This window comes from Microbacterium sp. LWH3-1.2, assembly GCF_040675855.1.
GTDB lineage: Bacteria > Actinomycetota > Actinomycetes > Actinomycetales > Microbacteriaceae > Microbacterium.
This window is the reverse complement of sequence record NZ_JBEGIK010000001.1, coordinates 662,899-675,425: the sequence shown is the minus strand read 5'-3', so window position 1 is coordinate 675,425 and position 12,527 is coordinate 662,899. Positions and strand designations below refer to the sequence as shown.

At 69.4% G+C, this 12,527-nt stretch carries 13 protein-coding genes; 6 read left to right on the top strand and 7 right to left on the bottom strand.

Going from position 1 to position 12,527, the window contains the following annotated elements; genetic code table 11:
• Positions 1–23 precede the first annotated feature (23 nt).
• Positions 24–494, top strand: a complete 471-nt coding sequence (locus MRBLWH3_RS03215; protein WP_363428655.1) for a heat shock protein transcriptional repressor HspR — start codon at positions 24–26, stop codon at positions 492–494.
• 18 nt (positions 495–512) lie between these two features.
• The gene (locus MRBLWH3_RS03210; protein ID WP_363428653.1) at positions 513–929 is read left to right on the top strand and encodes an MmcQ/YjbR family DNA-binding protein; all 417 of its coding nucleotides are present in this window, start codon (positions 513–515) and stop codon (positions 927–929) included.
• A gap of 18 nt (positions 930–947) precedes the next feature.
• On the opposite strand, the gene MRBLWH3_RS03205 is transcribed toward MRBLWH3_RS03210, so the two are convergent.
• The gene (locus tag MRBLWH3_RS03205) at positions 948–2,345 is read right to left on the bottom strand and encodes a DUF2252 domain-containing protein (RefSeq protein WP_363428651.1); all 1,398 of its coding nucleotides are present in this window, start codon (positions 2,343–2,345) and stop codon (positions 948–950) included.
• Between the two features lie 54 nt (positions 2,346–2,399).
• Here MRBLWH3_RS03205 and MRBLWH3_RS03200 point away from each other — a divergent pair, with 54 nt between their 5' ends.
• A complete protein-coding gene (locus MRBLWH3_RS03200) occupies positions 2,400–3,494 on the top strand; it encodes an AI-2E family transporter (RefSeq protein WP_363428649.1) in 1,095 nt (364 codons plus the stop codon).
• Positions 3,495–3,537: 43 nt separating this feature from the next.
• Positions 3,538–4,626 (top strand): DUF998 domain-containing protein, encoded by a 1,089-nt coding sequence (locus MRBLWH3_RS03195; RefSeq protein ID WP_363428647.1) that lies wholly within the window; start codon positions 3,538–3,540, stop codon positions 4,624–4,626.
• Here MRBLWH3_RS03195 and MRBLWH3_RS03190 read toward each other — a convergent pair.
• On the bottom strand, positions 4,615–5,958 hold the full coding sequence (locus tag MRBLWH3_RS03190) for an ion channel protein (RefSeq protein ID WP_363428645.1): 1,344 nt from the start codon (positions 5,956–5,958) through the stop codon (positions 4,615–4,617). The genes MRBLWH3_RS03195 and MRBLWH3_RS03190 overlap by 12 nt on opposite strands.
• Before the next feature lie 37 nt (positions 5,959–5,995).
• Between MRBLWH3_RS03190 and MRBLWH3_RS03185 the strand changes: the two genes are divergently transcribed.
• On the top strand, positions 5,996–6,853 hold the full coding sequence (locus MRBLWH3_RS03185; protein WP_363428643.1) for a potassium channel family protein: 858 nt from the start codon (positions 5,996–5,998) through the stop codon (positions 6,851–6,853).
• Positions 6,854–6,955: 102 nt separating this feature from the next.
• On the opposite strand, the gene MRBLWH3_RS03180 is transcribed toward MRBLWH3_RS03185, so the two are convergent.
• Genes MRBLWH3_RS03180 through MRBLWH3_RS03170 form a run of 3 tightly spaced genes read right to left on the bottom strand, consistent with a single transcriptional unit; the run spans position 6,956 to position 8,154 of the window.
• Entirely contained in the window at positions 6,956–7,291 is a 336-nt protein-coding gene (locus MRBLWH3_RS03180) for an SHOCT domain-containing protein (RefSeq protein WP_363435251.1), read from the bottom strand.
• Positions 7,292–7,320: 29 nt separating this feature from the next.
• Positions 7,321–7,737: a DUF6325 family protein gene (locus tag MRBLWH3_RS03175; protein ID WP_363428641.1), complete on the bottom strand. Its 417-nt coding sequence runs from the start codon at positions 7,735–7,737 to the stop codon at positions 7,321–7,323.
• Between the two features lie 24 nt (positions 7,738–7,761).
• On the bottom strand, positions 7,762–8,154 hold the full coding sequence (locus MRBLWH3_RS03170) for an SHOCT domain-containing protein (RefSeq protein ID WP_363428639.1): 393 nt from the start codon (positions 8,152–8,154) through the stop codon (positions 7,762–7,764).
• A gap of 175 nt (positions 8,155–8,329) precedes the next feature.
• On the opposite strand from MRBLWH3_RS03170, the gene MRBLWH3_RS03165 reads away from it, so the two are divergent.
• Positions 8,330–9,469, top strand: a complete 1,140-nt coding sequence (locus MRBLWH3_RS03165) for an AI-2E family transporter (protein WP_363428637.1) — start codon at positions 8,330–8,332, stop codon at positions 9,467–9,469.
• 400 nt (positions 9,470–9,869) lie between these two features.
• On the opposite strand, the gene MRBLWH3_RS03160 is transcribed toward MRBLWH3_RS03165, so the two are convergent.
• Complete coding sequence (locus tag MRBLWH3_RS03160; protein WP_363428635.1) at positions 9,870–10,742, bottom strand: endonuclease domain-containing protein; 873 nt, start codon at positions 10,740–10,742, stop codon at positions 9,870–9,872.
• Positions 10,743–11,020: 278 nt separating this feature from the next.
• Positions 11,021–12,496 carry a cardiolipin synthase gene (gene cls / locus MRBLWH3_RS03155; RefSeq protein ID WP_363428633.1) on the bottom strand — a complete coding sequence of 492 codons (1,476 nt, stop codon included), beginning with the start codon at positions 12,494–12,496 and terminating at the stop codon, positions 11,021–11,023.
• Positions 12,497–12,527 lie beyond the last annotated feature (31 nt).

Genomic DNA, 12,527 nt, shown 5'->3' with positions numbered 1-12,527 from the left:
CGAGCGATGAGGAGGTGACGAGAATGACCGAGGACGACATCGACGAGGATGCCCCGATCTTCGCGATCGCCGTCGCCGCCGAGCTGTCGGGCATGCACCCGCAGACGCTCCGCCAGTACGACCGGCTCGGGCTGGTGGTGCCCGCCCGCACCCAGGGCGGTTCCCGCCGTTATTCGCTGCGGCACGTGGAGCAGCTCCGCGAGGTCGCCCGCATGTCGTCGGACGGCATCGGCCTCCCCGCGATCGTGCGCATCCTGGAGCTCGAGAACCGCGTGCAGGAGCTCCACGGCCGCGTCCGCGACCTCGAGGACCGCATGCGCGTCGAGCTCGAGAAGCGCCCGGGCGCGCGCGTGTTCGCGGCCGGCTCCACAGGGTCGGTCGTGACGCTTCGGCACGGCACGCGGGTCCGCCGCGCAACCGAGGTCGTCGTGTGGCGTCCGCGCGCACCGATCGAGCAGCAGAGCGAGCTTCCCGGGCAGACTCCGGACGCCTGAATCACGGACGACGGGAACATGGCGACCCTCGACGACGTCCGCGCCATCGCGCTCGGGTTCCCCGGCGTGATCGAACGCGCCGACGGGCACCGCGGCGGCGCGGGCTGGCGGACGCCCGCCGGCGCGTTCGTGTGGCAGCGCGGCCCGAGCGGCCGCGACCTCGATCAGCTCGCCGCGCTCGGGCGCGAATGGCCGCCCGGGGACGTCGTGGGCGTGCGCACCGACGGCGCGCAGGTCAAGGCGGCGCTGATCGAGACCTACCCCGACGCGTTCTTCACGATCCCGCACTTCGACGGGTACCCCGCGGTGCTGGTGCGCCTCGACGGCATCGGTCTCGAACACCTGCGCGAGGTCATCACGGACGCGTGGCTGCTGCGAGTCACCACGCGCGTCGCGAACGAGTGGCTCGCCGCTCACCCGCCGGCAACCGGATAGCGCTCAGCGCCCCGCGCCTCACCCCGCCGCGTCGACCCCGCGGTGCGTGCGGAACAGCTCCCAGTCGGCGCGGGAGAGGTCGGCGTACGCGTACGACCACTCCAGGATCGCCTCGCCCGCGACCTTGCCGCCGCCGACGTAGCCGGCGACGACCGATCCGGTCGGCGACTGGCCGTGCGCGCGGGCGAGCGTCGCGGCGCACGCGTCGGCGTACCAGAGGAAGGCCGAGTCGTCCAGCTCGTCCATGTCGAACCCGCCCTTCTTGTCGCGGAACTGGCGCACGTAGAAGTCGCGCTGCGCGCCGTAGGTCGTGCGGCGCACGAAGCCCAGGAAAGGGTCGGACACCGACTGGAGGATCCGCTGCATGCCGACCACGCGTCCGCCGTCGCCGTACTGGTCGATGAAGCGCGTCACGACCTCCGGCTGCTCGGCCTTGCCGTACTCGATCAGCACGCTCTTGCCCGCTTCCTTGCCCTGGAGCAGCAGCACGCCGTCGTCGCCGTCCTGCATCGAGATCACGAAGCACCGCGTCCCGACGCTGCCCACCCCGACGACACGGAGGGCGATGTCCGACATGCGGTACTTCTGAAGCAGCGCCCGGATGTCGATGTTGGCCGACTGCACGTACTGGTCGAAGACGCCGAGGACCCGCTCCTCGGACTGGGCGTCGATGTGGGTCATGGTCGGCGGCGCCTCGATGAAGACCGCTCGGCCCTCGCCGTCGACCTGCGTCATCTTCTTCGCCGCGCGCGCGCCGGTGCGCTTCTCCGCCTCCTTGACCGCGGAGTCGATGGCGGCGCGCGTGTCGTCGTCGACGGCCCGTTCGGCGGCCAGCGCGTCGAAGCGGTCGTAATAGCGCTTGAGGGGGCTGCGCTTGGCGCCCGTGCCGATCGCGCGTGCGTAGACACGCACCGCGTCCAGCGCCGCCTCACGCACCACCGAATCAGCGCGCCCCGTCGACTGGCCGGCGATGACGATGCTCGTGACCAGCCGCTTGACGTCCCACTCCCACGGCGCCCACGCGGCCTCGTCGAAGTCGTTGAGGTCGAACACGAGGGTCCGCTGGGGCGAGGCGTACAGTCCGAAGTTCGACACGTGAGCGTCGCCGCAGGACCCCGCGCTGACACCGCTCGACGGCGAGCGGGACAGGTCGGCGGCCATCAGGGCGGCCGTGCCGCGATAGAACGCGAACGCGCTCGCCGCCATGCGCTCGGTGCGCAGCGGCACGAGCTCGGGGACGCGGTCCTCATCCTGCGCGTCGAGGATCCCCATGGGATCGCGGTCGTTCGTCGGCAGTTCGGCGAGCGATTCGCGGGGATTGCGCTCGCGGGCCGCGCGGCCCTCGGCGACGTGGTCGGCGTAGGACGGCAGTGGGGCCCACGTGCGGCCGATGGGCGAGGCGTCGATCGTAGACATGGGCCCAGTGTGGCACTGTGCGGCGTCGACCCGGAAGGGCGGTACCCTGACGCCGTGACTCGCGCCGCGCAGCCCGCCCCACCCCCTCCGATCTCGCCGAGCCTGCGCGTGCTGCTGGTGCTCGCCACGACCGTGGTGGTGCTCGCGGGCGTGTACTTCGCGCGGAGCCTGATCGGCCCGCTCGCGCTCGCCATCGTCCTCGTCGTGATCTGCGAGCCGGTCTCCAGGCCGCTCGAGCGGCGCGGCTGGCCCCGCTGGACCGGCACGACCGCGGTCATCGTGCTCGCGTACCTCGTGCTCGTGGTGATGGGCCTGCTCCTGTGGGTCGCCGGCGTGCAGTTCGCTGGCCTCGTCTCCGACTACCTCGACCAGCTGCGCGGCAGCCTCGACGACTTCCTCGCGTGGCTCCAGTCCGTCGGGCTGGATCAGCAGGCGACGGATGCTGCGGCCTCGGTCCTCGACCCGAAGGCGCTGGCGGGGCTCGTCGGCAGCATCGGCGGCACCGTGATCGGAGTGGTCACGGCCCTCTTCTTCGTCGTCTCGTACATCATCTTCACGGCGGCCGACGCCGCGCGGTACCGCGATGCGGAGCGGGTCTTCGGCGCCGGTCGCCGCCCGGTCCTCGCCCGCATCGGGCGCCTCAACACGGGGGTTCGTCGCTACTACGTCGTGAACGCGTCGTTCGGCGCGATCGTCGCGATCATCGACGGGCTGGCGCTCTGGGCCCTGGGCGTGCCGGCACCCATCGTGTGGGCGGTGCTCGCGTTCGTCACGAACTTCATCCCGAACATCGGGTTCGTGCTGGGCCTCATACCGCCGGCGGTGCTCGCTCTCGTCGTCGGCGGATGGCCGCTGTTCCTCGGGGTCATCGCGATCTACTGCGTCGTCAACGTCGTTCTCCAGGTGCTCGTGCAGCCGAAGTTCGTCAGCGACGCGGTCGACCTGAGCCTCACGCTCAGCTTCTTCTCGGTCGTGTTCTGGACCTTCGTCATCGGCCCACTCGGCGCGATCCTGTCGATCCCTCTGACATTGTTCGTGCGGGCGCTGGTGCTCGAAGGCGATCCTGGCTCACTATGGCTGCGATGGCTTTCGGGGGATCGCACGGCCACGCCGGCGGCCGCCGCCCGCGGATCCCTCGCCGACTCCTGATCCACACCTTCGCCCGCACCATCCCAGTCTCCCGGAGCCCCCGATGACCCAGACCTCGCTCGATCGACCCACCCCCGAGCAGCCTTCCTCGCCCCGCAACACCGCGGGCAGGTTCGATGCCTCGAGCGAGCGCTCTCTGGAGTCGCTGGCCCTCGGCGTCGGCGCGATCTCCTTCGTGCTCGTCGCGCTGGTGTCGCTGGTCGTGTTCCAGTTCCAGGCGGCGCCGATCTCGGGCCCGGGATCGGTCGGCCAGTTCGCGGCGATCGCATCGGGCGCCGTGGCGTTCCTCGCGGTGGTCGCGGGCCGGATCATCGTGCACCGCCACGACGGCGGCGACCGCCTTCGCGTGCTGGACTACATCGACGTCGCGGCGCTCGCCTTCGCGCATGGCGTGATCGCGTTGCTCGGCTGGACGCTGCTCGCCGTGATCCTCGAGCAGGCCTTCATCGGCGCCACGGTCTTCGCGCTCCCCGTGCTCATTCTCGCGGGTGCCACCGCCGCGATGAGCGGCTACATCGCCTTCTACTCGGCCACGCACATGGACCTTCAGCTGCTGGCGGTCGTGCTGGCGGTCTTCCTGGTGTTCGGAGTCCTCGCCAGCATGCTGACCGCAAGCGACCCCGACTGGTGGAAGGACAACCTGAGCGCCCTCGGCATGTCGTCCAACGTGTCCGCCTTCGCGTTCAACATCACGATCATCGCCGCCGGCTTCCTCGTGACGACGCTCGCCCGCTACTCCACGCAGGGCATCCCGACGGCGAACCCCAAGGGGGTCGGTCGCGTGCGCGTGACGCTGATCGTGCTCGGCGTCTTCCTCGGGATGGTCGGCGTGTTCCCCGTCGACAGGTTCTTCGCGCTGCACACGGGCGTCGCGTCCGGCATGGTCGCGGCATTCGGCGTGCTCGTGATCGCGCTTGCGAAGTGGATCACCGGCATCTCCCGCGCCTTCGTCGTGCTGGGCTGGCTCTTCCTCGCCGTCACACTGCTGCTCGCCGTCTTCTTCCTCATCGGCTACTACACGCTGACCGCCGTCGAGCTGGTCGCCGGCATCCTCGTGTTCACCTGGATCGTGCTGTTCATCCGCAACGCGGCGGCCCTGCAGCAGGACTCGCGGCAGACGTCAGCGGGCTGACGCCGCCCGATCCCACGGAAGAGGCGCCCCGGGCCGCTCGCGTGCGAGGTCGTCGGGCGTGATGAGCATCTCGCGCGCTCGCGTGACGACGAGCCATGCGGGCAGCACGATGATGCACAGCATCGGCAGCACCGTGATGTCGTCCACGAGGGCCACGGCAACGAAGAGTGCGACCCATCCGTCGCGGGCGATGGCGAGGACCACACCCAGGATTCCGCACGCGACGGCGAGCGACAGTGGGAGGCCCGGCAGGAGCGCACCGCCGAGGAGTCCGGCGGCGACGCCGAGGAACACCGCGGGGAAGATCCGGCCCCCGCGGAAGCCCGCGGAGGCTGCGACGACGAGCGCCGCCATCTTCACCAGCAGGATCACGGTGAGCTGGCCGGGCGGGTAGGCGCTCGGGTCGGCGAGCAGCTGAGCGCTCTGATCGAGACCTTTGAACAGGGTGATCGGGCCGCCGATCGCGCCGAGGAGGCCCAGCACCACCCCACCGAGGGCGGTGAAGAGCAGCGGATGCCGCAGCGCGTGGAATGCGCGATGCACGAGCGGGAAGAGGTAGATCCCGACGAGTCCGAACGCGGCCGCCGCACACGCGACGATCGACCCGAGAAGGAGATCGAACGGCTGGGGCGCGCCGTAGGGATCGAACGGGGACTCGGCGCCGAACCCGCCCCCCACCAGGAACGTCGTGACCGATCCCGCACCCGCGGCGACGAGCGGGAGGAACAGTTTGTCCCACAGCGACCCGCCCATCTTGAAGTCGCCGACCATTCCCGTGAAGACGAGGGCCGCGGCGACGGGCGTGCCGAAGAGGGCGCCGATCGTGGCGGAGATCGCGAGGGCACCGATCAGCGCCTCCGGGACGGCCTTGGCGATGCGGGCGAGGATCGCGACCGCGAGCGTCACGTTGATCGCGATGATCGGATTCTCGGGACCCAGGCTCACGCCGCCGGCGAGGCTGAGGATGACCACGACCGCGAGGCCCGGCAGCACCGACATCTTGAGCGGCGTGGCGGCGAGTTCGGTCGTCGCGGAGTCGGGGCCCGCGTGCCCGGGCACGAGCCACACCACGAGCCCGACCGCGATGCCGATCGCGGTGAGCACGGCGAAGATCCACCACGGCGAGTCGGACGCGATCCCCAATGACTTCGGCAGGTTCGTCCACAGGATCCCGTCGAGCTGGGCGGCGATCTGGTTGAGCAGCCACAGCGACAGGGCCGAGATCACGCCGATGACGATTGCGGGGATCGACAGCAGCATCAGCCGTCGGACGGTGAGCTGCGGACCCGGCGGTGTGGCCGGTGCGGGCGAGGCGGCAGAGGGGCCGGGCATGGCCACACGATAGCGGGCGGGGCCTACCGCCGCGAGGATGGCGCACGACACGATCCCGCGCGGCGGGGCGCGTCCCGCCGCGCGGGGCGTCGCGATGCGCCATGATTCGGCTGTGGACGAGCACACCTGGCACAAGCGGACCCAGACTCCGCTGATCATCGCGAGCCTCGCGTACCTCGTCGCGTACTCGTGGCGAGTGATCGGCGATCTGGAGGGCCTCGCCTGGACCATCGCCACGCTGGTGGTGTTCGTCACGTGGGTGATGTTCATCGCGGACTATCTGGTCCGCCTCTGGCTCGCCGACAACAAGCGGCTGTGGTTCCGCAAACACCTGGCCGCGCTCGCCTTCGCGCTCGTTCCGGTCCTGCGACTCGTCCGGCTGCTGCGGTTTCTCACGCACATCCCGGGGATGAAGACCACCGCGGGCGGCGTGCTGCGCACCCAGATCCTCGTCTACGGCGTGGGCGCGTCTCTCATCCTGATCTACATCGCCTCCCTGGCCGTGCTCGAGGCGGAGCGCCACGCGCCCAACGCCACCATCACGACGTTCGACGTCGCCATGTGGTGGTCCTGCGTGACCGTGACGACGACGGGCTACGGCGACTACACGCCCGTGACGGGTGCCGGCCGGTGGGTCGGCGTCGGCCTCATGTTCGGCGGAGTGGCGCTGGCGGGCGTCATCACCGCGACGCTCGCGTCGTGGGTGCTGGAGCGCGCCGCCCGCGAGCACGACGACGAGGAGCCCGCCACCCGAGCTCAGCTGCGCGCCTTGATCGAGAAGATCGACGCGCTCACGCCGCCTCCCGCCGCGGGCGGCGCTCCCGGGGGCGCTGCGGGGCCGGAACGCGGACCCGCACCGGGGGGCGACGGCGGCGACGATCGCCCGGGCGGCTGATCGGCGGCATCGCGGCGGACCGAGGGCCGCAGCATCCGTCTCCCGTCTCACGCAAGAAGGCCGCATCCCCGGCGGGGGCGCGGCCTTCTCGACGGACGTGCGTCAGGAGAGCAGCTTGGCCTTCGCGGCCGCGAACTCCTCGTCCGACAGGATGCCCTGAGCGTGCAGCTGCGCGAGCTGCGTGATCTTGGCCATCATGTCGTCCGCTGCCGGCGCTGCCGCCGCGGCGGGCGCCTGCGCGGCCTGGGCGTTCGCGACGGCCTGCGCCGCCGCCTGGTCCATGGCCGCCTGCTGCGCCTGCGCCTCGTAGGCCTGCTGCTGCGACTGGTCGTAGGCCTTCTGCTGCTGGTGGCGTGCGACGCTGCCCGAGACGGCCGTCGCCGTGCCGGCGACGACAGCGGTGCGGGCGGCCATGCCGATCAGGCCGGGACGGCCCATTCTTCCGAGTGGCATGTGTCTTTCCTCCTTCAGTCCGCGTTCTCGGCGAGGAACGCGTTGACGATCGGTGCCGGGATGCCCTCGCGTGCGATGACCGCGCCGCCGGCGTCGTAGAGCGCCGCGGCGAACGACTTCGCCCACAGCAGCTCGACCACGAGGATCGCCGCCGACGAGCCTGGCTCGAGGTTCTCGGCCAGGTACAGGATGTCCTCCTCGCCGGCGAGGCCGGCGAGGTCGAGCGCGGGAGCGCCGTCGTCGACGGTGTCGGAGAGCTCGAGCACCTCGATCTCGCCTTCGGGCGAGCGACGGGCGAACACGAGGTCGAGCACGTTCACCGTGCCCGCGGCGACGAGGTCGTCGATCGCCTGGAGAACTGCCGGACCGGGGCGGTCGCCCTCGAAGCCGATCGCGTAGAACTCGATCGGGCCGTAGTCGAAGGTCGTCATGTCTTCTCCTGTTCCGGTGCCGGCTTAGGCTGCCAGCGCCTTGGCCTTGAGGGCGTCGAACTCGGCCTGCGAGATCGCGCCCGAGTCGAGCAGCGACTTGGCCTTCGCGATGTCGTCGGCGGCGCTCGAGCCGCCGCTCCCCGCCGTCTGACGGATGTAGGCGTCCTGCGCCGCGCGGAGTTCCTGCGCCTGCGCGATCGAGCGCTTCTGCATGCCGCTGCCGCGGGCGATCAGGTACACGAGCGCCGTCAGGAACGGCACGAAGATCAAGAAGAGGATCCAGACCGCCTTCCACCAGCCGTTCAGTTCGTGGTCGCGGAACAGGTCCCCGATGATCGAGAAGATCACCATCAGGTACGCGACGAAAACGAAGATCCAGAACATCCAGAGGATGAAGTCCCAGAAGCCGCCACCCATGTCACACCAGCTTTCTCGACGGGACGAGCCGTCGGAATCGAATTGACTGCAGGGGTCGACTCTGTCGTCTTCATCCCCTTGGCAGAACCGTACTACCTAAACGCGTCGCAGAACCAAGGAAATCCGCGCCGCGTCGGACTGTTCTTCGGGCGTTCAGAGGCCCCATTATTGGGGCATGACCGACCCCCTCGCGCCCGCCTCGCCGCCTCCACCCGCCGAGGAAGTCGCCGGCGTGGCACCGGCGCCTCCCCGCCGGTTCTCCAGGGTGCTGGCGGGGCTCGATCATCCGCTCGCGACGGGGTTCCTCGTGACGATCGGCGTGCTCGGTGCGCTGGTGCTCGGATCGGCCATCGGGTCGATCTCGACGATCCTCGTCTACATCGTTCTGGCGATGTTCCTCGCGGTCGGGCTCGACCCGATCGTGCGCATGCTCGAGCGCCACAAGGTCAAGCGCGGCGCCGGCATCGCGATCGTCTTCGCGGGCTTCGCGCTGGTGATGGTCGCGTTCTTCGTCTTCGTGCTGCCACCCGTCATCGCCCAGATCGTGCAGCTCGTGCAGGCCGTCCCCGAGCTCGTCGAGAACATCCCGCAGTCGGACTGGTTCGCCTGGCTCGCCCCCGATGCGCAGGTCGCGGTCCTCGGCGCCCTCGAGCAGATCGCCACGTGGATCTCAACGCCCTCGACCCTCGCCGCCCTCGGCGGCGGCGTGCTCGCTGTCGGGGTCGGCTTCGTCGCCGCGATCTCCGCGAGCTTCGTCGTCATCGCGCTGACGCTGTACTTCCTCGCGTCGCTCACGGCCGCGAAGCGCGCGTTCTACGACCTCGCGCCGGCCCACAGCCGCGTGCGCCTCGCGGACCTCACCGAGCGCATCACCGACTCCGTCGGCAGCGCCCTCATCGGTTCGGTCATCCTGTCGTCGATCAACGCGGCCGTGGTCTTCGTCCTGCACATCGTGATCGGGCTGCCCTTTCCCGCTCTCATGGCCGTGATCGCCTTCGTCGTGACACTCATCCCGCTGTTCGGCTCGGTGATCTTCTGGATCTTCGCCTCGATCATCGCGCTGTTCACGAGCCCCACGCAGGCGCTGATCTTCTTCATCGCATACCTCGTCTACATCCAGATCGAGTCGTACGTCGTCAGCCCGCGCGTCATGAACAAGGCGATCGAGATCCCCGCCGCCCTGGTGCTCATCGGGGCCCTGGCCGGTGGCGCGCTCGCCGGCATCGTCGGAGTCCTGGTCGCCCTGCCCGTGATGGCGTCGATCCTGCTGATCATCCGCGAGGTCGTCGTCCCGAGGCAGAACCTCAAGGTCTAGCGGCCCCTTCCGTGTGGGGAAGCGGATGCCGCGACCCGCAGCATCCTCTTCCCATCTCGTCCGTGCGCGGCCCAGCGCGGGTGCCCAGTGCCTCCTGCTCCTCAACTGAGGACCGTCGCCGAGATGAGGACCGCACAGGTAGGAACGTTCCGCATCTCGGCGCGCCTCCTCATTTGAGGAAGCGGATTTGGGCTCGCGGCTCGCGGCTCGCGGCGCAGCGTTTCAGCCCGCTCCGGCGGTCGCGCGGCATTGTCCTCAGCTGAGGATCGTTGCCGAGTCGAGGGCGGCAAGCCGCGGAAGGATCCGCATCTGGGTGCGGCTCCTCAGCTGAGGAGCTCGGTTCCGCGTTCGCACGGCACTGCGGACGGTGCTGATCCGCGTAGACACCGGGATCGCGGGTTCAGCGCGCGAGGTGCAGACCCTGGGCGATGGCGTTCATCACGAGCTGCTGGACAGAGGGCCAATCATCCATGAGCTGGGTGTAGCCGACGCGGATCACGTGGTAGCCGCGGAGCATGAGTTCAGCGTCGTGCCGGTTGTCGGATTCGCGCTGGGGGCCGACGTGGTGGCCACCGTCGATCTGCAGAACGAGTCGGTCGCCGATGAGGAAGTCGACGCGGTGGCCGTGAAGCCATATCTGGTGGAGGATCCGCAGCCGGAGCCATCGCAGACGCCGCGGCACGATGGTCTCGAGCCCCGAGTCGGCGAACGGCGTCGCTTCGGCGAGGATGTCGCGGGCACGACCCGGCAACCTCAGGCGCGCGAGCACCTCGCGGTCGACCATGCTCTTGTTCAGCGCGGACTCCCACACGGCGAGAGCGTTCTCGAAGGGCTGACACTGCGCGATCGCAACGAGCGTGTTCTCGATCCCGTCCTCCAACACATGCGGCGAGCGAGCGACGACGGGTACGAACCAGTGAACGGTCGCTTTCGGGGCTCCTGTGGTCTGCTCCGGTTCCAGCCGCACGCCTCCAGAGCTCGGCGGAGCACAGACATGCGGCCGTGCGGTGTCGCCGTGCACCCACAGCCCGAGTCGCTGGGCGCGAGTGATACACCCCAGGACGACTCCTGCGCGTGCGGCGGCGACCAGCTGCGGATCAGCGCTTGGCAGCGCCAGCCAGGATCGGCGCACGCGCAAGAGAGACCCTGCTGCGACCGCGTCGGCCAGATCTCTCTTGCCCGTGTCCCTGCCGATGAGGGCGGACTGGCGGGCGATCCCGTTCTGTGCCTGCAGCCGCTGCATCCACGGCGTCTCTGAAGTCCCTGTCCTCATCGATTCAGGGTGGATGCCCCATGCCGCGTACTCACCGCGCGAGCGGAGATCCGGTGAGAACCGCCGCTCCGTGCGCCCTGGGGAGGAGGCGAGGTCGAGCGGTGTCTGACCCCACACGCCCGATCCTCAACTGAGGATTGTTGCCGAGATGAGGATCGAATCGGCGAGCGCGCACCTCATCTCGGCAATGGTCCTCAAATGAGGAGCAAGGCGGCACGGGCCGCGGACACCACCGAGGGGGCGGATGCCTCGGGCCGAGGCATCCGTCGCCCGACACGTCAGTTCAGCGCAGACGTGAGGCGCATCAGGCCGTCGAGGAAGGTCGCCTTGGCGGGCTCGCGGCGCCACTCCTCGAGGGTGAGTTCGCGGCCGGCGTCGCGGTAGGCCTGCTCGACCTCGCGCATGCCGGCGACGAAGGACTCGCCGCGCACCATGAGCGAGACCTCGCTGTTGAGGCTGAACGAGCGGATGTCCATGTTGCTCGAGCCGATCACGGCGATGTCGTCGTCGATCGAGAAGTGCTTCGAGTGCAGGATGAACGGCTCCGGATATAGGAAGATGCGCACGCCGGCCTCGAGCAGCGCCGTGTAGTACGACCGCTGGGCATGCCACACCATGAACTGGTCGCCGATCTCGGAGACGAAAAGCTGCACCTCGAGGCCGCGCTGGCACGCGCTGGTGATGGCGTAGACCATCGCCTCGTCGGGCACGAAGTACGGGCTGGTCAGGATGACCTTCTCTGTCGCGCCGTAGATGAGCGACAGGAACAGCCGCAGGTTGTTCTCGGTGTCGTAGCCCGGTCCCGACGGCACCACCTGGCACTGCAGCGCGTCAGGCGCGGTCGACACCGGCAGCTGCGCGGCAGGCACCTGCGCGGTCTGTGAGAGGTCTTCGCCGGTCTCGATGAGCCAGTCCGACAGGAAGACGGTGTTGACGGATGCGACGACCGGCCCGGTCAGCCGCGTCATGAGCTCCTGCCACTTGAGGCCGCGCTTGATGTTCTTGGGCGAGTCGTAGTGCCGGGCGATCAGGTTCTGCGAGCCCATGAAGCCGACGCGGCCGTCGACCACGACGATCTTGCGGTGGTTGCGCAGGTCGGGGCGCTGGTACTTGCCCTTGAAGGGTTCCACCGGGAGCATCCATGCCCATTTCACGCCGATGCGGTCGAGCTCGGCGACCATCTTCTTGCTGTCGGACACCTTCTTGGTCGCGACGTAATCGGCCAGGAGGCGCACCGTCACCCCGCGCGCGACGGCGCGTTCCATCGCGGCAAAGAATCCGCGGGTGGTGTCGTCCCATCCGACGATGAAGAACTCGATGTGCACGAAGTCCTTCGCGGTGTCGAGCTCCGAGGTCATCGCGTCGATCGACTCCTGGTAGTGGGGTAGGAGCGTCGCCTCGTTGCCGGCCGACGCGGGAAGGGCGGTGAGCGTCTGGTTCTGCTGCACCACGCGCTGGAACCACCGCGGCCACGAGGCATCCATCTCATCCAACGCGTTGTCGGCGACCCTGCTGCGGATGATCTCGTCGATGCGCGCCTGCTCGGCACGCCTCTTCGCCGGCAGGCGGAAGTTGCCGATGACGAGGTAGAGGAGCACACCGACGCCCGGCAGGACGACGATGAGCAGGATCCACGCCATCGCCGCCGTGGGCTTGCGCCCGCGAGGGATGACGATGAGCGCGGTGATGACGATCGCGGCGTGTACGAGCGCCGCGAGCGACCAGGTCAGGTTGGCGAAGAAACCGGAGTCCACGGGGTAAGTGTGGCATCGCCGGGCGCTCGGG

Bases quoted from the DNA above. Each gene is read 5' to 3' on its own strand.
- MRBLWH3_RS03215 (WP_363428655.1), top strand. From the start codon at position 24: ATGACCGAGGACGACATCGACGAGGATGCCCCGATCTTCGCGATCGCC.
- MRBLWH3_RS03210 (WP_363428653.1), top strand. From the start codon at position 513: ATGGCGACCCTCGACGACGTCCGCGCCATCGCGCTCGGGTTCCCCGGC.
- MRBLWH3_RS03205 (WP_363428651.1), bottom strand. From the start codon at position 2,345: ATGTCTACGATCGACGCCTCGCCCATCGGCCGCACGTGGGCCCCACTG.
- MRBLWH3_RS03195 (WP_363428647.1), top strand. From the start codon at position 3,538: ATGACCCAGACCTCGCTCGATCGACCCACCCCCGAGCAGCCTTCCTCG.
- MRBLWH3_RS03190 (WP_363428645.1), bottom strand. From the start codon at position 5,958: ATGCCCGGCCCCTCTGCCGCCTCGCCCGCACCGGCCACACCGCCGGGT.
- MRBLWH3_RS03185 (WP_363428643.1), top strand. From the start codon at position 5,996: ATGGCGCACGACACGATCCCGCGCGGCGGGGCGCGTCCCGCCGCGCGG.
- MRBLWH3_RS03180 (WP_363435251.1), bottom strand. From the start codon at position 7,291: ATGGGCCGTCCCGGCCTGATCGGCATGGCCGCCCGCACCGCTGTCGTC.
- MRBLWH3_RS03175 (WP_363428641.1), bottom strand. From the start codon at position 7,737: ATGACGACCTTCGACTACGGCCCGATCGAGTTCTACGCGATCGGCTTC.
- MRBLWH3_RS03170 (WP_363428639.1), bottom strand. From the start codon at position 8,154: ATGGGTGGCGGCTTCTGGGACTTCATCCTCTGGATGTTCTGGATCTTC.
- MRBLWH3_RS03165 (WP_363428637.1), top strand. From the start codon at position 8,330: ATGACCGACCCCCTCGCGCCCGCCTCGCCGCCTCCACCCGCCGAGGAA.
- MRBLWH3_RS03160 (WP_363428635.1), bottom strand. From the start codon at position 10,742: ATGAGGACAGGGACTTCAGAGACGCCGTGGATGCAGCGGCTGCAGGCA.